Origin of the sequence: Thiomicrorhabdus sp. zzn3, assembly GCF_029767755.1 — a bacterium.
GTDB lineage: Bacteria > Pseudomonadota > Gammaproteobacteria > Thiomicrospirales > Thiomicrospiraceae > Thiomicrorhabdus.
In genome coordinates, this window is sequence record NZ_JARUQS010000001.1 from 1,178,494 (window position 1) to 1,198,963 (window position 20,470).

Sequence of the window (20,470 nt, forward strand, 5' to 3'; positions counted from 1 at the left end):
TTTATAATTTTAGCTCCGGTTTCAACACCAAATAACGCGCCATAAAGACGGCACTGCAAAGAATTAATAGGGACTTTCTCTACACTTTCAAGCTCATTACGAGCAACCAAAGCGAACACAGTTTAGCACGCCTTTTGCGCACTTTGTTGGTACTATAGGGCGCAATTAATTTGTATGCCGTATCCTAACTATGATGACCCCTGCTCAAGCCACACCACCTTCGTCTCTCAAGTTATTGATTATTGGTTACGTCTGGCCCGAGCCGGCTTCTTCTGCCGCCGGCGTGCGCATGACGCAACTGATTCAACTGTTTCAATCACACGGCTGGCAGATTACCTTTGCCAGTCCGGCCAAGTTGGGCGATCACCGTTTGAACCTGCAACAACTAGGCATCCATGAACAACCCATCGAGCTTAACAATGCCAGTTTTGATGCGTTTATCGACAACCTGCAGCCGCAAGCCGTGCTATTCGACCGCTTTATGATGGAAGAACAGTTTGGCTGGCGGGTGGAAAAACAGTGTCCACAGGCACTGAGAATTCTCAATACCGAAGACCTGCACAGCCTGCGGGAGAGTCGTCACCGAGGCTTAAAAGCGCTGCAAAAATCCAATAGCGGTATACTTTCCCCTTTATGGGAAAATGCACCGCAAGCACTCTATCAGCGAATGGCCGAGCATGAGCTGACACTGCGTGAAATCGCCGCCATACAGCGTAGCGACCTGACGCTCATGATCTCCGAGTTTGAAAGCCGACTCCTAACCGAAGCGTTTCAGGTGCCTGAAGACTTCCTCTTCACCCTGCCTTTTTTATACTCACTGAATGAAAAACACCCCTTAAAAGAGACGGTTAAGCCCTACTCAGAACGCGAACACTTTATCTTTATCGGCAACTTCCGTCATGCCCCCAACTGGGACGCGGTATTATGGCTCAAGCAATCGCTGTGGCCACAAATTCATCGTCAATTGCCGCACGCCGAACTGCATGTCTACGGCGCCTATCCGGCCAAAAAAGTCACCGATCTGCACAACCCCAAACAAGGTTTTTATATCAAAGGTTGGGCACCGCAAGCCAAGCCGGTATTCGAAAACGCCAAACTGCTGCTGGCGCCTTTACGCTTCGGCGCCGGGATTAAAGGCAAGCTGGCCGAAGCCATGCTGTATGGCACCCCTAGCGTCACAACCCCAATCGGGGCGGAATCCATGATTGAAGACAACGACCAGTGGCCGGGCGCCATTGCACAAACCGAAGCGGAATTTGTCGCTCAAGCGGTCGAATTTTATCACTCACCAGAAAAGTGGCACCTGGCTCAGAAACGGGGAGTTGAAATAGCTCAGGAACGCTACCTGAAGGCCGAATTGGGCGAACAGTTGATGCAACGGATAGAAGCGATCAGGCCTCGGCTTAATGAACACCGCAAGCAAAACTTCACCGGCCTGCTGCTGCGTCATCACCACCACAAAAGCACCCAATATATGGCACAATGGATTGAAAGCAAAAACCGTTTAAGAGAGATCACAGCAGCCGATCATGAGTGACCACACCTCTAGCAAGCCGCGGCCACAGCGGAATAACCCGTTGCATGGCATTACCCTAAAAACGATCGTCACAGAACTGCACGCCCATTACGGTTGGCAGGGATTGGCTGAAAAAATTCCGGTTCGCTGTTTCCAGAACAATCCCAGCATCAAGTCCGCGCTCACGTTTCTGCGAAAAACACCTTGGGCCAGAGAAAAAGTGGAAAACCTCTATCTGAAAGCCAGTCGTAACTGGGGACAATACAAACGCCGTCCCGGCTATGCAAAGAGATCAGATCAGGAAGAGAAATAATAAGAAAACGGACAATTCCGCGACAATAAAAAAGGCTGAACAAATCAGCCTTTTTATCCAAGCTACGCTTGCTAAACGCGCTACAGAGTGGTGATGTATTCGGCGACCGCCTGAATATCGTCTTCGCTCAAACCGCTGACAATCGGCTGCATCATCGCCGTCATCGGTCCAATCTGTTCACCCGCTTTATAACGTGTCAGCTTGTCTACCAAGGCGTCTTTAGACTGCCCGGCCAGTTTGGGGCCAACCCCGCCTTCGCCTGAACCACCGTGGCAGCCCACACAAGTCGCGTAGATGCCGGAACCGGACTTAGCCGTAGAAACCGCCGCCGCTGCTTGTTCTTCAACCTGCTGTTGAGCGCCGTCTTCAGCCTGCTGCTTGATCGCATCCAGCCTTTCATCCACCGCCTCTTTAATCTCTTGTGCATCAGCCGGTTCAGCCACTTGCGGAGCCGGTTCTGCCTGAACAGGCTGTTTGACATCCGCCGCACTCGGTTGCGAAGGCGCCGGCGCGCTCACGCCCGCGCCACTTTCGGAGCTGTAGGTTTCAGACTCATCCTTCGAGCACCCTGACAATGCCAGAACCGAAACCATACCCGCTACCAGCAACGCACGGCCAGTAACTGTTTTTTGGCCAAACAATGATTGTGTTAATTGATTCATCACCCTCTCCTTGATTATTCCATCGTTTCATTCGTTCGACATTCAACAACCTTTGCGTTCAAAACCAGCTTAAAAAACAATCTTGCGGAGCACAAACGTTGTTTTGCGTAATGCCATTATGCACACATAACCGCGGCAATCGCAACGTTAATCAAAGTGATGCCCATCACAACACTACCCAGTAAGCCGATGACAAAACGGCGTTTTTATCCGCCTGCACCTCGTGGCTTTATAAAAACAGGTCGCCAAAGCCCCAGATCAAGGTGCCCGCCACGACGGTGACGTGTGTCAGCCACACTTTTTTGCGATGCCACTTGGAAGGGGTTAAATCCGGCATATCGTCCTCAGCGTGCACCTTCTCCAACCGTCGATACAGCACATCCAGCTCGCCATGCAATAACGCATACTCGCTCATCACCGCAAACAGCACCACCAAGCTGCCAAAGCGGGCAAACCAGATCGGTTCCAGCAACAGGCCGTTAACCAAGCCGATGCCTCCCATTACCCAGGCGGCCACCAATAAGACACCACTGCGTTTTTGAATCATGCTTTTTTTCCTAGTACAAACTTTCTATTCGTTTAACCTTCAAACGTTATCCCACCCTCTTAATTAAGAGTTTACCTGGTTCGCGGCCGTGCTTTAATCGATCGGCCCGCTTTTTCCTCCAGCGGCTTTTCCGGCCAGCGGTGTTTGGGGTAGCGGCCGCGCATCTCCTTGGCGATCTCAAAATAGGAGGTCTGCCAGAAATTGGCGAGATCGGCCGTAACCTGAATCGGCCGACGCGCCGGCGACAGCAACTCAAAGGTCAAAGGCACCTGCCCCCACGCCAAGCGCGGGGACGCCAGCTCTCCAAATAACTCTTGAAGCTGCACCGACACCGTCGGATTTTGACCAGTCGCGTAACGAATGGAAACTTTCTTGTTGGACGGCGTCACATACACTTCCGGCGCTTGCTGTTCCAGTTCCTGCTGTTGTTCATAATCCAGCAAGCTCAACAACGCATTTTTCAGATCGACTTTTTGCAAGGCTTTAATGGAGTGAATTCCGTTCATAAAAGGCCCCAGCCAATTGGGCAGATTGGCTTCCAACCAGGCCTGTTCAAAACTCGGCCACTCCGAATTATGACCCGCCAGCCAGCGCACCCGATTTAACCAGGCCTGTTCGGATTCACGCCACGGCAAGACCTTTAGTTTGCTCTGCCGAATCACCTCCAACAAACAGGCCTGCAACGCCGATTCGTCCATCTCCGGCAACGGTTTTTCATCCAGCACCAGCGCACCGTAGCTGCGCTGCTGAACGCCTAAAATCTCATTGCGCTGCGGCTCATAGCGGTACACCGCTTTCGATTCGATATGCTCGGCAAACAGCGCGTCAATCTGCTCGCGTAGCAAGGGGGCCGCCAGAAAAACCCGCCCCTCTCGCGCCTGACCGTCTATCTGCGCAATCGCCAGCGCCTCGGTCAGTCCGAGTGCATCGTTTTCCGCCAGCACCGCGCCCTTGCCGTTGGCCATCTGATAGCGCGTCGGTGAAGTGTGTTGCCCGCCACGGCGCAACGCGAGCCGATCCGGAAACGCCTGCGCCACCAAACGGCCACTATTGTGCTGCAACCACTCGGACGACGGCTCGGCAGTAGACACCGAATCGACGCCCAATTGTTTCTGCCAATTACGGCTGTTTTTCAAAGCCTGTTCCGCCAAAGAGGCAATCAGCGGATAATCCGCACAGGCCTGTTTGCGATTCTGGCGATAAGCTTGCAACGCCAGCACCCGGTAGATCAGATCGGCGCCAAAAGGGTCGTCCGCACGCCCGGAACGAAAAATATCCCGGTCGGAAAGAATCGCCGCCAGATCACACGCCAACCGCTGATTCTGGGGTTCCTCGGCCTGCGCCGACAGCAACATTTTCGCCAAGCGCGGTTCGCTACCAAAGCGCATCGCCTGCTCACCCAGTTCGCTCAAACGCCCTTTTTCGTCCAGCAGATCGAGCTGCTGCAACAGGCTCTGCGCACGACTGAAATGCCTGGCCGGCGGCGGCGTCAACCAGTTCAATTCCTGCGGCTCATGCACGCCCCACTGCGCCAGCTCCAGACACACTCCGCTGAGATCGTTGACTTCAATCTCCGGCGCATCAAACGCTTCCAACTGCCCCTGCTGGGGTTTGCTCCACAAGCGGTAACAGACCCCGGCCTGCAAACGCCCGGCACGCCCTCTGCGTTGCTCGGCCGAAGCGACGGAGACGCGCTGGGTCTGCAAACGAGTCATGCCGCTGTTAACGTCATACAACGCTTTGCGCGTCAAACCGCTGTCGACCACGCAATCAATGCCTTCAATGGTCAAACTGGTTTCAGCGATATTGGTGGTCAGAATGATTTTGCGCCGCCCATGCGCATCCGGCAGAATCGCCGCGTCCTGCTGTTCGGGCTTGAGGCCGCCGTACAGCGGCAGAACCACCACATCAGCAATGGCGTTTGCATTTGAACAGGCCTGCTCAGTTTTAAAACGTTCCAGCAAAGCCTGCTGTGCTTGCATGATCTCACCCTGGCCGGGCAGAAACACCAGCATGTCTTTTTGCGAATTCTGATAAGCCTTCACGACCGTTTGCATTAGCAACGGCAGCAATTCGCGGCGAAAAGGTGCATTGGCGGCGACCGGTTGAGTCGCATAATGGGTTTCCACCGGATAGCTGCGCCCTTGCGAGCGCAGCACCGGCGCCTCATTGAGAAAACGGCTGACCCGTTCGCTGTCGATGGTCGCCGACATCACTAACAGTTTCAGGTCGTCACGCAGGGCGGACTGAATGTCCACACACAGGCTCAAGGCGAGATCGGCGTGCAAAGAGCGTTCATGAAATTCATCGAAAATCACCAGCGCTACATCGCTCAATTCCGGATCGGATTGAATACGCCGCGTCAGAATCCCTTCGGTGACAATCTCCAACTGCGTCTGCTTGGAAATGACCCGTTCATTGCGCACCTGGTAGCCGATGCGCTCGCCGACCTTTTCATCCAACTGTCTGGCCAGATAACGCGCGATGGAGCGCACCGCCAAACGCCGCGGTTCGAGCATAATGATTTTTTTGCCGCGGTTTTCGGGCTTCTGAAACCAGTCGGACAACAGAATCGCCAGTGGCACGGCGGTGGATTTTCCCGCCCCCGGATCGGCCTGCAACACCACATTGAGTTCCGCTTCGAGCGTCTCCATCACCTTAGGAAGCAATGGCGTAATCGGTAAATTATTCAACAACATAGAAAACAAATCTTACAAAGATTTTAGCTGCTTCTGCAGGCGCTGAATGGAGACCGGCTGCAGGGTTTTCAACGGCTGAGCAAACAACGAGATGCGCAGCTCTTCGATCAACCAGCGAATTTCCAACAGGCCTGGGTGGTGCGCATAGGCGCTGTTTTCTGCGACCGCGCGATATTGATCCAACAACGGCTGCAGTTGACGGATCGCCACCTGATCCTTACTTGGATCCTGATCGATCTTTTGCAGGCGTTTTTCCAGCGCCTGCAAGTAGCGCGGCAGTTGCGCCAGCCACGGGTCGGGCGTATTGGCGACAAAGCCCGCGCAAATCAATTCGGAAAGCTGGTCTTTGATGTCGCCGATGGAAGCCAGCCAGCGTGGATTAACCCGCCCGCTCACCTGCTTGGCAATTTTCTGGTGGGCGGTCAGAATCTCGTTGACCAGTTTGGCGAGCTTCTGCGCGTGATTGACCCATTCGGCGCGCAAGGTCTGCAAAGCCTGCTCAAACGCCTGCTGGGTTCGGATGGTCTGCGGTTCTGGGATCAACTGCTTTAAGGCGCGTTCAATCACCTGGGTTTTCAGGCTTTCACAGGTGCCGTATGGCGAATAGATCAGACACGCTTTTTGCATCGGCAGTTGTTTTTGCAGATACTTCACTTTATCGTGCAGAGTGCGTTGCAGCAGTGTCCACACCGCCTCGCGATGCTGTTGCTCAGACTGCTGCGGATCGGCCGCCACCGTCAAGTACATGTCGTCACCTTCCAATGCTAAGCACGGATAAACCTCCAGCTGGTGATGGCGGTTCTTAATCGTCTGCCTGTCGGCCAAGTCACCAAAATCCCACTCGCTGATCCGTCGTTTTTCAATGCCTTCGGACGTGCCTGCCCCAGCGTTTTCTTTAGCCTGTTGCAGCTTTTGATCCACCAACTGATCCACCAGATGCTGATACTGTGCTTTCAGCTCATTCAGGTCGGCGCCTTCCGCAATCTTGCGGCGTTTGTCGTCCAGCAGAATAAAATACGGGCGCAGGTAATCCGGCAGCCCCACACTGCCTGTTGCGCCGCCGAAATCCTCAGCGGAAATTTTCTGTGCCGCATGGCGGTTTAACGCTTGCACCAACAGCATTTCAAAATCCGCCGAGTGATCCGGACTTTGGCTTTCCATCCACTGCAACGCCTGTTCCGCTACCGCCGGCGCCGGCACAAACTGTTTTCTAAGTTGTTTTGGTAATGCTTTGATATAAAAAACAATCTTCTCTTTCAAAAACCCTGGAGTCAGCCACTCAAACGCGGCAGGCTGCAACAGGTTCAAGGTGTGCAGAGGGACTTTAAACACCACGCCATCACGCTTTTTGCCCGGTTCAAAACGGTAATCCACCTTCAGCGGCAACTGGTTTTGCAACTGAATCTGATCGGGAAAATCGTGATTCAGATCGACATCTACCGCCTGCTTCAACAACTGCTCTTCGGTCAGGTAAAGTGCTTTTTCTTCGCCCGGTTTGAGTTTGTTCAGCCAGGTTTCCAATGCCGGCTGATTATAGATGTGCGCAGGGATACGCTCGTCGTAAAAGCGGTACAGCACCTCGTCGTCCACCAGATAATCCGGGCGGCGCAGTTTGCTTTCCAGCTTTTCAATCCCGCCGATCAACTGCTGATTGTGACGAAAGAATTTGGCACGACTGTTCAGCTCTCCCTCCACCAAAGCGTGGCGAATGAAAATCTTGCGCGCCTCTTTCGGATTGATCGGCCCGTAATTGCAACGCCGCTGGTTCACAATCGGCAGACCGTAGAGGGTGATCGATTCATAAGCGCCCACCTGCCCGGACTTTTTCTGCCAATGCGGATCGTGGTAACTGCGTTTGATCAGATGCTTGGCCAACGGCTCCACCCAGCGAATGTCAATCGCCGCATTGGTACGCGCATAGAGCTTGCTGGTTTCTACCAGTTCCGCGGAGAGCATCCACTTCGGTTTCTGCTTGAACAACACCGAACTCGGGTGAATAAACAATTTGGTATTGCGCGCCCCCAGATAGGACTTCTCGTCGTCGCGCATGGCGACATTGCCGAGCAATCCGGCCAACAGCGAACGGTGCACATTAATGCTGTGCAGATCGCTCAGACGCTCCTTCACCTCCTTGCCTTTTTTGACCTCTTCAAACAGATGCAGCGGCGGCACCTCAATGCCACTGCGTTTCAGGCTCTGTTCCAGCTGCATATAAAGTTCGTGCCACTCCTTCATGCGCATATAGGAGAGAAAGTTGGTCTTGCACAGTTTGCGCAGCTTGTTTTGCGACAGGTGACGGCGCTGGTGCTCGTAAAAATGCCACAGATTGAGGAAAAACAGAAAATCGGAACGCTCATCCTCAAACGGCTTATGCGCCTGACGCGCCGCCTGCATGGTCGATTCATTCATATCGCGCGGATCCTGAATACTCAACACCGCGGCAATCACCAGCACTTCGGCAAGCACATTATTGCTCTGTGCCTGCAGAATCATCTTGGCAATGCTTGGATCCACCGGCAGTTTGGCCAGCTGGCGCCCCTCTTCGGTCAAACGACGCTTGTCGTCCAGCGCGCCCAATTCATGCAACTGGCGGAAACCGTCGTTAATCGACTTGTCAGTCGGCGCCTCAATAAACGGGAAATGCTTAACTTCGCCGAGCTTAAGCTGCGCCATGGTCAGAATGATTGAGGCCAAGGAGGTACGGTGAATTTCGGGATCGGTAAATTGCGGACGCGCGTTAAAATCCTCTTCCGAGTAGAGGCGAATACAGATTCCTTCGGAAACACGCCCGCAGCGCCCTTTACGCTGATTGGCCGAGGCCTGGGATATCTTTTCCACCGGCAGGCGTTGCACCTTGCTGCGCACGCTGTAACGGCTGATACGCACCAGTCCGGGGTCGATCACATACTTGATGCCCGGCACCGTCAACGAGGTTTCGGCGACGTTGGTACTTAAAATGACGCGGCGTTTCTGCGAGGTTTGGAAGACCTTGTTCTGCTCGGCCAGCGACAGACGCGCATACAGCGGCACGATTTCGGTGTTCTTGAGCTGATGTTTACGCAGAGCTTCGGCGGTTTCCTTGATGTCGCGCTCCCCCACCTGAAACACCAGCACATCGCCAAACGGATCTTCCTGCGAAAGTTCATCCAGCGCATCGACAATCGCCGTTGGCAGATCCTGCTCGATCTCATTACCGGCATCATCTTCGTAAGTCACCAGCGGACGGTAACGCACTTCCACCGGATAGGTACGCCCGGAGACCTCAATCACCGGCGGACGAATTCCATTTTCCGTAAAGTGGTCGGCAAAGCGCTGGGTATCGATGGTGGCCGAGGTGATAATGACTTTCAGGTCGGGACGTTTCGGCAACAGCTGCTTGAGAATCCCCAGCAGAAAATCGATGTTGATGCTGCGTTCGTGCGCCTCATCAATAATGATAGTGTCGTACTGATTGAGGAAACGGTCGTTCTGCACCTCGGCCAGCAGAATTCCGTCGGTCATGACCTTTATCAGGCTCTGCGAATGCACATGATCCTGAAAACGTACCTGATACCCCACCAGATCGCCCAGTGTGGAACCGAGCTCTTCCGCCAAGCGCTCGGCGACACTGCGCGCGGCGAGACGACGCGGCTGGGTACAACCAATGCGCCCAAATACGCCCTGCCCGGCTTGCAGACACATTTTCGGAATCTGTGTGGTTTTACCGGACCCGGTTTCCCCGGCAATCACCACCACCTGGTGCTGTTTAATCAGCTCCACCAGCTCTTCGCGTTTGGCCGCCACCGGCAAAGCGGAATCGAACTCAATGTTTTCCGGCACCGCTTTTTGATTGGCTTCGACCTGCTCAATCGACTTTTCCACCGCCTGACACCATTTCAACCAGGCCTGTTGAGTTTTATCCGCACGCGCTTCGTTATTTTCCTTACCCCCGTGTTCAGCGGGCTGCGCCACTTTTTTCAAATCGATCGCAGCCAACTGACGGCGCAAACGGTGACGATCTTTAATCAAACACCGCTCTAAAAGTGTGGATAACTGCTTCTTGTCACAAGGGAAATGCATATTGACGTTGCTACTCAAATCTGGATAATGGACCAATATTAGAAAAAACTTATATTGATATAAATTATATTTATCCAATATAAATTCAGCCTATTAATGCCTTTGCACGTGCCGGCGGCGCCCGCAAAGGTCGCATTATAACAAACAACGCCAAAGGGCTTTGATTATGAAGATTCGCCAACTATTTGATTACGATACCTGGACCTACACCTACTTAGTCTGGGATGAGGCCACGTTGGAAGCGGCGGTGATTGATTCCGTACTGGAACAGGTCGATCGTGACATGCAACACATTGAAGAGCTTGGTCTGAAGGTCAAGTACCTTCTGGAAACCCACATTCACGCTGACCACATCACCGGTGCCGGCCCCATCCGCAAGCGTACCGGCGGTAAAATCGTCGTGCACACCAATTCCGGTTCCGAATGCGCCGACATTCTGGCCGAAGAAGGCGATGTGTTTAAACTGGGTGAGCAGGAAATCCGCGTGATGCACACCCCGGGTCACACCAATAACGACATCACTTACCTGATCGACGGGGCCGCGTTTACCGGTGACACCCTGTTCGTGCGCGACTGCGGCCGTACCGACTTCCAATTGGGCAGCAACGACCAGATGTATCACTCACTGACCGAAAAATTGTTCAAACTGCCTGAAGACACCATGGTCTTTCCGGCGCACGACTACAAAGGGATGACACAATCCACCATCGGTGAAGAGAAAAAGTTCAACACCCGTGTGGGCAACGGTAAATCGTATGAAGATTTCTGCACCATCATGGACGGCATGAATCTGCCCAACCCAAAACGTTTGGACATCTCAGTACCCGGCAACTTAAAGTGCGGTAACCTGGACGACTGATCCAAACCGTCGCATAAAAAATGCCTAATAAAAAAGCGCCTACGTTTTCTTGAGGCGCTTTTTTATTATCCGAATTTCAAGTGAAATTTAATTTACTCTGATCCCAATTATTACTTTCAGGGTTACTGCGCTTATCGCTTTTGGAATATAACGTCCAATCTAAGCAGCTGCGCGCTAGCGCAGTCCACTCGGTGTGGTTATGATTTAATTTTTTAAAAGCGCCCCATTCCGCCGAATATGCCACCAAAAATACCAGCTAAGACTGCAAAAATAATCCACAGAATAATTATTGCTGGAATGGAAGCTATGGCCGCTTTAACCATAAACATAACCATTGACCAAAAAGGCATTTTAATATCAGTAATTTTTACTTCATTTGGGCTGTTATTTTCCATTTTATTTTGAACTCCATACAGGTTGAAAATTTAAAAATGCATTGAAGGCATAACGGGGTGGCGATAACCTGCCGCCCCCGCCATTTAAAAATTTTAATTTTTGGATGGTGGGTAGGTCAGGTTGATTGCATTGTTATGAGGCGCGCAAACGGCTCAGGGCAATGCGATCTATTATCGCCACCCCGTTATGAGCGGCCGCTTACGGGCGCTCATAACGCCCTGGCTCACTGGAGAGCGAACTCAGTAAGCGAATCCAGTGAAGCCCATTGTTAGGCATTTTTACGCTCAAGCGAGAGCTCCATGGGAATATATGTGATTCCATTTTCTGTTGTCGCATTTCCCGTATTACTAAAACCCATCTTTTGGTAGATCGGCTGGGCGTAAGGTGACGAATGTGCAATTAGCTTCGATAGGCTAGGGTTTGAAGTGCGCGCTTTATCTATAGATTGAGCCAATAACTTTTTCGCAATTCCACGGTGCCGTACGGTAACAAATAATAACGCCACGATATTGGGAGAAAAAAACTCCAACATGCCCACTATCGTGTCATTTTCTACGGCAACCGTCACAAAGCCATTTGATTGCATACGCTCTTTCATTGCTTCTGGATTAGCAAAACGAAAGAATTCTTCTATACCGTCTTGCCCATAATCCGAGGCTACAAACTCATTAAACACCTGAGTCACCATGTCGCAAACAACCTGTTCTTCTCCGGGGACCATCTCTCGGTAAATTATGGGTGCCATTGGGTTTTGCCTTATTTATGCCTAACATTTAGTATTGGGCATTTATGCCTTGTTATATGGTATTGCGATTCTTTTCAGGTTATTTTTCTAGAATATTGAGAAAAACTGTAATATTGCCCGACTATACGATATTACCGTTTAAACCGATCATAACCTGAAAAATCGCTTTATGAATCCTACCTCAAAAAAACCCACTTTACTAGATAAAATGCGTAGCAAAATGCGTCGGGAAGGTTATGCGTATTCGACTGAAAACAGTTATTGTGATTGGGTGAAGCGATTTGTGAAGTTTCATGGATTCGACCGTCGTGATGCGATGTTGATTGACTCTGCTAATAAAAGTGGATCAGTTTTTAACCTATCTGGCTGTAGATCAGAATGTGGCACCATCTAATCAGAACCAGGCGTTGAATGCGAAGGTGAAAAGCTTGCATCAACAGGATCTAGAAAAAGGCTACGGTTCCGTCTATTTGCCTTATGCATTGGCTAAAAAGTTCCCTAATGCCGACAAAGAACTCGGCTGGCAATATGTTTTTCCCAGTCGAAACTTAGGAGTTGATCCGCGTTCCGGTATCACACGTCGCCACCATATAGACCAATCCGTAGTCAATAAAGCCATCAAGCGCGCTGTGAAACAGTGCGGTATTACAAAAAAAGTCAGCGCACATACTTTTAGGCATTCGTTTGCGACACATCTATTGCAAACGGGCACGGATATTCGCACGATTCAAGCCTTGCTTGGGCATGCGAATCTACAGACCACCATGATTTACACCCATGTTTTAAAACAAGGCGGTCAAGGCGTTACCAGCCCTTTTGACCACTTGTAAAGTGCACACTGACCAAGACAAACAACCAAACATAAAAAAAGCGCCTCAAGGAACAACCTGGGCGCTTTTTTATTGCTTGAAGATCAAGTCGGAAATTAATCGACCGAAACCACTTCCACTTTATAGTCGAGGGTCTTACCGGCCAGTGGGTGGTTGCCATCCAGATAGACTTTGTCTTCGTCGATTTCGATGATTTTGAAGATGACGGTATTACCGTCCGGGTCTTCGGTCTCTACGGTTGAACCGATTTCGATTTCAACATCGTCGTCAAAGTTGTCCGGACCGGCGTACACAATCAGATCATCATTCACCGGACCATAAGCTTTTTCCGGTGGCAGCGTGGTTTTGGCTTCAAACCCTGGCTCTTCACCTTCCATCAGTTCTTCCAAACCTGGAATGATTTCGCCTTCGCCTTGAATGTAAATAACCGGCTCGCCATCAAATGTGGAATCGATTACCTTGCCGGATTCGTCACGCAGTTCGTAATGAAACGCGACTCGACTGCCCTTTTTAATTTTCATAGCCATCCTTTTTGATTCGTTTTGCTTTACAATAATTTGCGACATTTTACAGTAAAGAGAGAGCGAATGCGTCAGATTATCCTCGATACCGAAACCACCGGGGTGGACCCGTTAAACGGCGACCGCATCATTGAAATCGGTGCGGTTGAATTGGTGAAACGCCGCCTGACCCACAACAATTACCATCAGTACATTCAGCCGGAGCGCGAAGTGCCGCAGGACGCGATTGAGGTTCACGGCATTACCAATGAATTTTTGGCGGATAAGCCGGTGTTTGCGCAGGTGGTGGATGCGTTTATGGAGTATGTGGCCGGCGCGGAATTGATTATTCACAACGCGCCGTTCGATGTGGGCTTTATCAATATGGAACTCTCTTTGCTGCCGGATAATCGCTGGGGCAAAATCGAAGACCACTGCACCATTACCGACACGCTGAAAATGGCGCGCAAAACCTATCCGGGGCAGCGCAACTCGTTGGACGCCCTGTGTAAACGCTTGATGGTGGACAACTCCAACCGGACGCTGCACGGAGCCTTGCTGGATTCGGAGATTCTGGCGGATGTGTATCTGGCGATGACCGGGGGACAAACCAATTTACTGCTGGGCGGCGAAGAGAGTGACTCGGATGCAGAAGGGGCGGTGAAAAAAATCAGCCGCGACCGTTTGCCGTTAAAAGTGCTGTACGCCACGGATGACGAATTGACTCGCCATCGCAGCAAACTGGAAGAGATCAGTCAAAAAAGCGGCCAAACCATCAGTTGGTAGCGCCCTGTTGAATCGTTGCTTTTTCGTTTTTTAAACGAAACAGGCCTGGTCATGTCCAGGCCAGGCCTGAATAACGCCTATTGTGACGCCAAGAGCTCATCAATCGCAAGATTGGCCAGCTCATCGACACGTTCGTTTTCCGGATGACCGGAGTGCCCTTTTACCCAATGCCATTCCACTTTATGCGGAGCAATCGCGGCATCCAAACGCTGCCACAGCTCCTTATTTTTGACCGGCTTGTTGGCGGCGGTTTTCCAGCCTTTCTTTTTCCAGCCGTCCATCCATTGGGTAATGCCGTTTTTTACATATTGCGAATCGGTGGTCATAATCACATGGCAAGGGCGGGTCAAAGCTTCAAACGCCTGAATGGCCGCCATCAGCTCCATCTGATTATTGGTGGTGTGCGCGTCGGAACCTTTTAACTCTTTAATGTGTTCGTTGTAACGCAACAGCGCGCCCCAACCGCCCGGCCCGGGATTGCCCCGGCAACCGCCATCGGTAAAAATTTCAATGGTTTGCAACAGCTTACTCTCTTTAAAATTGATAAAAAAACAAAAAATTAACGGTGGTAACCGGTTTTACGATGCTGACGATTGGCGGCTAACGGCCCGGCCTTGCCCCAGTTAAACCAGCGCTGACTTTTCCATGAAAGACCGACCAAACGCGGCGAATCGACCCGTTTGCGCGCGACGATGCAGTAAACATTGCCAAACTGCAAGCCTACCCGGTTGAGCACGGTTTCCATGCGTTCCAGCAATCGCCAACCTAAAAACGAATGGTCGTCGGCGCTGTCGGCATAGCAGGAGATGGTGCTGAAGTTGACCTCTTCCACTTCGTACCCCAGCACCTCCAACCACTCGATCACCCGTCGGCTGTGCACCAGATTGGCTTGGCGCAAGGACTTTCCCTGTTTGCCCAGTCGGTTTTTAACTATCCCGCAGGCATAAGGATTAAATCCGGTGAGCACCACATGCCCTTCCGGCACCAAGGCGCTGTCCACCTGGCGCAACAGATAATAAGGATCTGACACGCTTTCCAAGGTATGCGGCAGCAGCATGACGTCAATCGACTCTTTGGCTAATGGCAGATAATCCAAATCTGCCAACGCAAAATGCACGCTATGATTCTGCGTATCCTGCTGGCTGTCCGGGTTGTTTTCCACAGCTTTCTGGCGGTTATACACCTGGCCCGCCAGCACTTCGTCCAACACCAGTTTTTGGGAAACCCGGCTCGCTTGCAGCCAATCGAGCTCGGCTGGGCAACCCAGTTGCACCAGATAGTAACCGAACAGCTGACGAATGCCTTTTTCCAGCAGGCGTTTTTCCTGCTGATAGAGCAAGCGCCCGGGCGGTGTTTCATACCACTGCCGTAAAAATTGCTGCAACCCCTGATTCACCGACACCACCCCACTGATTATGACTCCGATTTGCGCCCGTTTTTCCCCAAAAAGCAGGCGCCATCTTTGTTAAAATAATGTCACTTCTGATTCGGTCACTCTAAAGACTAAATCAGAGGTTCCGGCTAATTATAACAACTGCAAGCGCTCGCTCAATGATTACCACCAAGCATAAACCAGGCAAGGTAACACGAGCGCGCCCAGGATGTGAGATAACACTTTATGAAAACTATTGGCCTTGCGGCTCTGCCAGAAACCTATGAAAACTACATTTGGGTGCTTTATGAAGAAGCCGCCAATGCGTCTTCGGAAACTGGGCAGGCCTGGGTGGTGGACCCGGGTGAATCGGAACCGGTCTTAGGTTTTCTGAAAGAGCACCATCTCAGCTTGCAGGCGATTTTAATCACGCACGGCCATCACGATCATATCAGCGGCGTTGAAGATCTTAAAGCGGCGTTTCCACAAGTCACCGTTTACGGGCCTAAAGTGGCCAATCTGCCACTGGCCGACGTTCATGTTGAAGAAGGCGACAAGATCACGCTGACCGATACGCTGACGCTCAAGGTGCTTAACACACCGGGGCACACCCAGGATCATATCGCCTACCTGAGCGACGCCGACAGCAAAATGCTGTTTTGCGGTGACACCCTGTTTACTGCCGGTTGCGGACGTCTGTTCACCGGCACCTTTGCCCAATTTGCCGAATCGATTTTGAAGCTGCGTGAACTGGCGGACGACACCAAGTTTTATTGTGCTCATGAATACACCATGAGCAATCTGAAATTTGCCTGGCTGGTGGAACCGGAAAATGCCGCTTTGCGCCAGCGCATTCGCGACACCCACATCAACTACCCTCAACCGTGGCAAGGCGCTCAGTCCAGTCTTGGCCTGGAAAAAGCCACCAACCCTTTTATGCGTTTTGACACGCCGTCGATTCGCAGTAAACTGATAGAACGAGGCGCACAGGACACACCTGAAAGCCTGTTTAAAACCCTGCGTCTATGGAAGGACGAATTGGATCAGTCCGGAGCACTCAATCAGGTTGATTTGAGTGGCGTCCCGGAGCACACAACCTTCTGATATGCAGAGACCCGAAAGCAAAATGAACAACCATTCGAACACCTTATTCCCCTCCCGTTTTCAAGCACGCCGTTCAACCAGCGAAACCGTTCTCAAGTCTTTGCCTTTTTCGGCATTGAATCGCCCGTTGTGGCAACACAGCCTGGTGTTATCAGGCCTGTTCAGCCTCAGCTTGCTTTCCGGCTGTTCACATTTGAACAGCCAGAAAACGGCTTCGCAGGATTTACAGGCAACCGTGTTTTCGGATGCACCCCATCAAAGCAGCGAAAATGGCGCTTCACACTCCCCTCTGGTTCACGGTTCGCACAATGCAGACAACCATGGCGTTCCGGTGGTGGTCAAAACTGATGATCCGTTGGCGGAACTGCAAAAGCAACCGCTGGCGCATTACGACAATATTTGGGACGAACTGGCCGTCAACATGAGCATGGGGGATCGTCACCTTGAGGATTTCGTCGGCTATCTGAACTTTTATCTGCGCAACCAAAAGCACTTGGCCCGTGTTTCGGAGCGCGCCAAGCCTTATCTGCACTATATTCTCAGCGAAGTCAAAAAACGCAATATGCCTTATGAGATTGCCCTGCTGCCGGTGATTGAAAGCGGCTTCAGGCCGGATGCGCATTCACACCAAAGTGCGATGGGGTTATGGCAGTTTATTCCGCAAACCGCTCACCTTTACGGCCTGGAACGCAACTGGTGGTACGACGGGCGACGCGACATCGTGCAGAGCACTCAAGCGGCCCTGAACTACCTGCAAAAACTGTATGAACTCAATGATAACGACTGGCTGCTGGCGTTAGCCTCCTACAACGGCGGCATCGGCAATGTGTGGAAAGCAGCCAAACGCTACCAAAAGAAAAACAAAACCGACGCCGATCCGGATTTCTGGCAGTTGCGCCGCTACCTGCCCAAAGAAACCCAGCATTATGTGCCGCAATTGCTGGCGGTGGCGCACGTGGTCAAACACCGCGCAGAACTCAATATTCAGCTTGAACCGATTGAAAACAAACCGTTTTTTGAAGTGGTGGAAATCGACAAGCAGATTGCACTGAATCAGGTGGCTTCCCTATCGGATACCCCCAATGATCTGCTTTCCCTGCTTAACCCGGGCTATCTGCGTGCGGCCACACCGCCAAACGGCCCGCACCATATTGTTTTACCGCTGGAAAACTCATCGCAATTTCAAAACCAACTGAATGAGAATCCATCTGTATTTGACATTCAATGGACACGCCATAAGGTCAAAGCGGGCGATACGCTGAGCGAAATTGCCGCCAAATACCACACATCAAGCTCGGCGATTCGCAAGCTTAACGGCATGAAAAGTTCGACTATACGCATCGGCAAAACCCTGCTGATTCCGGTTCCCCAAAATGTCGCCATCGCTCAGGCCACTCAAAGCCGTAAAAAAATGGCATACAAAGGCCCGAAATCGATCCATACGGTACGCGCCGGTGAATCCTTGTGGACCATTGCACGCTACTACAATGTCAATACCAAAACACTCTGCAACTGGAATAACATCAGTGTCAAAACGCCACTTAGAGTCGGACAGAAACTGGAAATCCGTTCCGATCAGTATGGCCACCAAATCCGTTATACCCTCAAAAAAGGCGATAGCCTATGGACCGTCGCCCAAAAATTCGGCGTCACCACTTCGCAACTGAGCGGTTGGAATAAAATTTCCCGCCAGGAAGTATTGCAACCGGGAATGGAACTGATTGTCTGGCAACCAGGAGAGCGTCTGGGACACCGTAAATATGTGGTGAAAGCCGGCGACAGCTTATGGGACATTGCGCGTGCCAACAACCTTTCCACCCAGGAAATTGCGCGTTACAACCAAATGACGGAAAACGATTATCTGCAGCCTGGCCAGGTGATCAAAATCCCACATAATCGTCACGATCATGAGACTTAACCAGCTTGTTGACAACATGGCGTTTCATCGGGCGTTGCCGATCGCGGCCCCCTTGCAGATTCAGCGCAACGCGAACTCAACAGGCCTGTCCAGTTTGCAAGGCCAAAAAAAGACTTGGGGTGCTTCTTCAAAACAGGCTCTTACACGGCTATTGGCTGCGGTTGGCGTTATTCTGCTCTCCTTTTCCGCGAACAGTTTTGCCAAAAATAGCCTAACCGAACCGCAGCAAGCCTTTTTAGATGCGTATGATGCGATTAAGGCGAATGATCGCCCGGCAATTGCCAAATACAAGGCTCAGCTTCAAGACTATCCGCTCTACCCTTATGTGCTCTATCACGATTACCGGCTGCATTTTGACCATACACCGACTCGCCGCATCGTGCAGTTTATCAAGGACAATCAGAACAATTATCTGGGGGATCGCCTATACACCCACTGGCTGACTCACCTGGGAAAAACCAAGCAGTGGCAAAGCTACCTCAAGCATTACACACCTCAAGAAAGTCGTGACCTGCAATGCTATTTAGCACGTGCCCAAGCCCAGCACAATCAACTCGACGCAGCGCTTAAGCGTGCCAAAACATTATGGGTGAGTGACCGTAAACTCAGTAAAGCCTGCCGACCTTTGGATGCCCTGCTGCGCAAACACAAACAGCTCACCGGCTCGATGATTTGGCAACGCATTGAATTGGCGATGAAGAAAAACCGACTGTCGCTGGCGAAACAACTCAGCAAGGATTTATCGCGTTCCGAACGCGCCATGGTGGAACAGTGGATTAAGGTCTATAAAGAACCGCAGCGGGTGACGGATCCACTGCCAAAAAACATGAGTCCGGTGGTGAGAAAACCGGTGTTTATTCAGGGGGTGAAACGTCTGGCCAACCGCGAACCCGAGCTGGCACTGAACAGCCTGGAACGCTTTCATGCACAGTACGGTCTATCAAACAAACAGTACAACGAATTGAAACGCTCGATTGCATTACGCAGTGCCTATCGCTATAACCCGAAAGCCAGCGAATACCTGCAAGCGGTCAACGGCAATGGCGAGGCAACCGAAGACAGTCTGCGCTGGCAGGCGCAAATCGCACTAAAAGACTCTAACTGGTCGATGCTGCTCGATACGATTGAACTGATGGATAAAGAACAGCAAAATGAAACACAGTGGCAATACTGGAAAGCGCGCGCACTCGCCGCCAGCGGGGATGAAACATCAGCCAAACGCCTCTATCGCAAGCTGGCGAAACAAAGAAATTTTTATGCCTTTTTGGCCGCCGATATTCTTAAATCAGATTACCAGTTCAACCCCGATCCGGTTCAGCCTATTGACAGCGCAACACTGATTAAGAAATATCCTCAGCTCCAACGTATGCAGGAACTGTTGGCGATTGACTGGCTCACCAGCGCCAAACGCGAATGGTACAGTCTTTTGGATCAACTGGATGCTTCAGAGCTGCATGCCGTCTCCATCCTGACCAGTCAGTGGGAACAACATTCGATGGCAATCACCACGGCCGCGAGAGCGCAAAAATGGAATGATCTGCAGGTACGCTTCCCGACTCCGCATAAAACTCCGGTGATGCAAAGTGCCAAAAAACATAATGTGGATCCGGCTTGGGTCTATGGCGTGATCCGCCGGGAAAGTGCTTTTTCCCATACCATTCGCTCATCAGCCGGTGCCATTGGCCTGATGCAGCTGATGCCGCAAACCGCCAAATACATAGGGCGAAAAATTGGTATCCGCAAACCCTCTCGGCAGATGTTGACGGAACCTAAATCCAATATAGAACTGGGCAGCGCCTATTTGAGTTACCTGTATAAAAAATACGACGGCAACAAGGTCTTGGCGACGGCGGCTTATAATGCCGGGCCTAAACGCGTGGACAGCTGGATTCCTGACGACCGAAGCTTGCCGGCGGATCAGTGGATCGACTCGATTCCTTTCACCGAAACCCGCTCCTATGTCAAAGCGGTGCTGGAATACACTACGATTTTCAAATCGCTGCTCAATAAAAAATATGATCGCCTTAAGGATGTTATGCCGCCTATCGGGCCAACGAACGTTGCATCAAAATCCGCACAGTAAAGCTTTCAGGCGCTTTACCTTGATGGTCAAGACACGATTTGAACAGGCCTGTTCAGATTTTTCACTTCTAACACAACCCTA

17 protein-coding genes are annotated in these 20,470 nt (G+C 51.5%); 8 read left to right on the top strand and 9 right to left on the bottom strand.

Annotation, left to right across the window (positions count from 1 at the left end):
- The first annotated feature begins 190 nt into the window (after positions 1-190).
- Complete coding sequence (locus tag QCB44_RS05515; RefSeq protein WP_279408444.1) at positions 191-1,537, top strand: glycosyltransferase; 1,347 nt, start codon at positions 191-193, stop codon at positions 1,535-1,537.
- Complete coding sequence (locus QCB44_RS05520) at positions 1,530-1,829, top strand: VF530 family protein (RefSeq protein WP_279408446.1); 300 nt, start codon at positions 1,530-1,532, stop codon at positions 1,827-1,829. Before QCB44_RS05515 ends, QCB44_RS05520 begins: the two co-directional genes overlap by 8 nt.
- 80 nt (positions 1,830-1,909) lie before the next feature.
- Here the strand turns inward: QCB44_RS05520 and QCB44_RS05525 are convergent, their stop codons facing one another.
- The 4 genes from QCB44_RS05525 to hrpA all read right to left on the bottom strand — a co-directional run bounded on the left by QCB44_RS05525 (position 1,910) and on the right by hrpA (position 9,796).
- Complete coding sequence (locus QCB44_RS05525; RefSeq protein ID WP_279408449.1) at positions 1,910-2,491, bottom strand: c-type cytochrome; 582 nt, start codon at positions 2,489-2,491, stop codon at positions 1,910-1,912.
- Between the two features lie 229 nt (positions 2,492-2,720).
- Positions 2,721-3,038, bottom strand: a complete 318-nt coding sequence (locus QCB44_RS05530; protein WP_279408451.1) for a hypothetical protein — start codon at positions 3,036-3,038, stop codon at positions 2,721-2,723.
- A 71-nt stretch (positions 3,039-3,109) separates the two neighbouring features.
- Positions 3,110-5,737: an ATP-dependent helicase HrpB gene (gene hrpB / locus QCB44_RS05535; protein ID WP_279408453.1), complete on the bottom strand. Its 2,628-nt coding sequence runs from the start codon at positions 5,735-5,737 to the stop codon at positions 3,110-3,112.
- Positions 5,738-5,749: 12 nt separating this feature from the next.
- On the bottom strand, positions 5,750-9,796 hold the full coding sequence (gene hrpA / locus QCB44_RS05540) for an ATP-dependent RNA helicase HrpA (protein WP_279408454.1): 4,047 nt from the start codon (positions 9,794-9,796) through the stop codon (positions 5,750-5,752).
- Positions 9,797-9,962: 166 nt separating this feature from the next.
- Between hrpA and QCB44_RS05545 the strand changes: the two genes are divergently transcribed.
- On the top strand, positions 9,963-10,655 hold the full coding sequence (locus QCB44_RS05545) for an MBL fold metallo-hydrolase (protein ID WP_279408455.1): 693 nt from the start codon (positions 9,963-9,965) through the stop codon (positions 10,653-10,655).
- Between the two features lie 212 nt (positions 10,656-10,867).
- Here QCB44_RS05545 and QCB44_RS05550 read toward each other — a convergent pair whose 3' ends face one another.
- Entirely contained in the window at positions 10,868-11,050 is a 183-nt protein-coding gene (locus tag QCB44_RS05550; protein WP_279408458.1) for a hypothetical protein, read from the bottom strand.
- A 269-nt stretch (positions 11,051-11,319) separates the two neighbouring features.
- Positions 11,320-11,796, bottom strand: coding sequence for a GNAT family N-acetyltransferase (locus QCB44_RS05555; protein ID WP_279408459.1), 477 nt, complete (start codon positions 11,794-11,796; stop codon positions 11,320-11,322).
- Between the two features lie 323 nt (positions 11,797-12,119).
- On the opposite strand from QCB44_RS05555, the gene QCB44_RS05560 reads away from it, so the two are divergent.
- Positions 12,120-12,626: a tyrosine-type recombinase/integrase gene (locus QCB44_RS05560; RefSeq protein WP_279408460.1), complete on the top strand. Its 507-nt coding sequence runs from the start codon at positions 12,120-12,122 to the stop codon at positions 12,624-12,626.
- A gap of 95 nt (positions 12,627-12,721) precedes the next feature.
- Here QCB44_RS05560 and QCB44_RS05565 read toward each other — a convergent pair whose 3' ends face one another.
- A complete protein-coding gene (locus QCB44_RS05565) occupies positions 12,722-13,147 on the bottom strand; it encodes a peptidylprolyl isomerase (RefSeq protein ID WP_279408461.1) in 426 nt (141 codons plus the stop codon).
- A 66-nt stretch (positions 13,148-13,213) separates the two neighbouring features.
- Here QCB44_RS05565 and dnaQ point away from each other — a divergent pair, with 66 nt between their 5' ends.
- On the top strand, positions 13,214-13,912 hold the full coding sequence (dnaQ, locus tag QCB44_RS05570; protein ID WP_279408462.1) for a DNA polymerase III subunit epsilon: 699 nt from the start codon (positions 13,214-13,216) through the stop codon (positions 13,910-13,912).
- A gap of 77 nt (positions 13,913-13,989) precedes the next feature.
- Here the strand turns inward: dnaQ and rnhA are convergent, their stop codons facing one another.
- Positions 13,990-14,433, bottom strand: coding sequence for a ribonuclease HI (rnhA, locus tag QCB44_RS05575; RefSeq protein WP_279408463.1), 444 nt, complete (start codon positions 14,431-14,433; stop codon positions 13,990-13,992).
- Positions 14,434-14,471: 38 nt separating this feature from the next.
- Positions 14,472-15,314: a methyltransferase domain-containing protein gene (locus QCB44_RS05580; RefSeq protein WP_279408464.1), complete on the bottom strand. Its 843-nt coding sequence runs from the start codon at positions 15,312-15,314 to the stop codon at positions 14,472-14,474.
- A 216-nt stretch (positions 15,315-15,530) separates the two neighbouring features.
- On the opposite strand from QCB44_RS05580, the gene gloB reads away from it, so the two are divergent.
- The 3 genes from gloB to QCB44_RS05595 are packed head-to-tail and all read left to right on the top strand — an operon-like array spanning position 15,531 to position 20,389.
- Entirely contained in the window at positions 15,531-16,388 is an 858-nt protein-coding gene (gene gloB / locus QCB44_RS05585) for a hydroxyacylglutathione hydrolase (protein WP_279408465.1), read from the top strand.
- Positions 16,389-16,410: 22 nt separating this feature from the next.
- Entirely contained in the window at positions 16,411-18,306 is a 1,896-nt protein-coding gene (locus QCB44_RS05590; protein WP_279408466.1) for a LysM peptidoglycan-binding domain-containing protein, read from the top strand.
- Positions 18,296-20,389: a transglycosylase SLT domain-containing protein gene (locus QCB44_RS05595; protein ID WP_279408467.1), complete on the top strand. Its 2,094-nt coding sequence runs from the start codon at positions 18,296-18,298 to the stop codon at positions 20,387-20,389. Before QCB44_RS05590 ends, QCB44_RS05595 begins: the two co-directional genes overlap by 11 nt.
- Positions 20,390-20,470 lie beyond the last annotated feature (81 nt).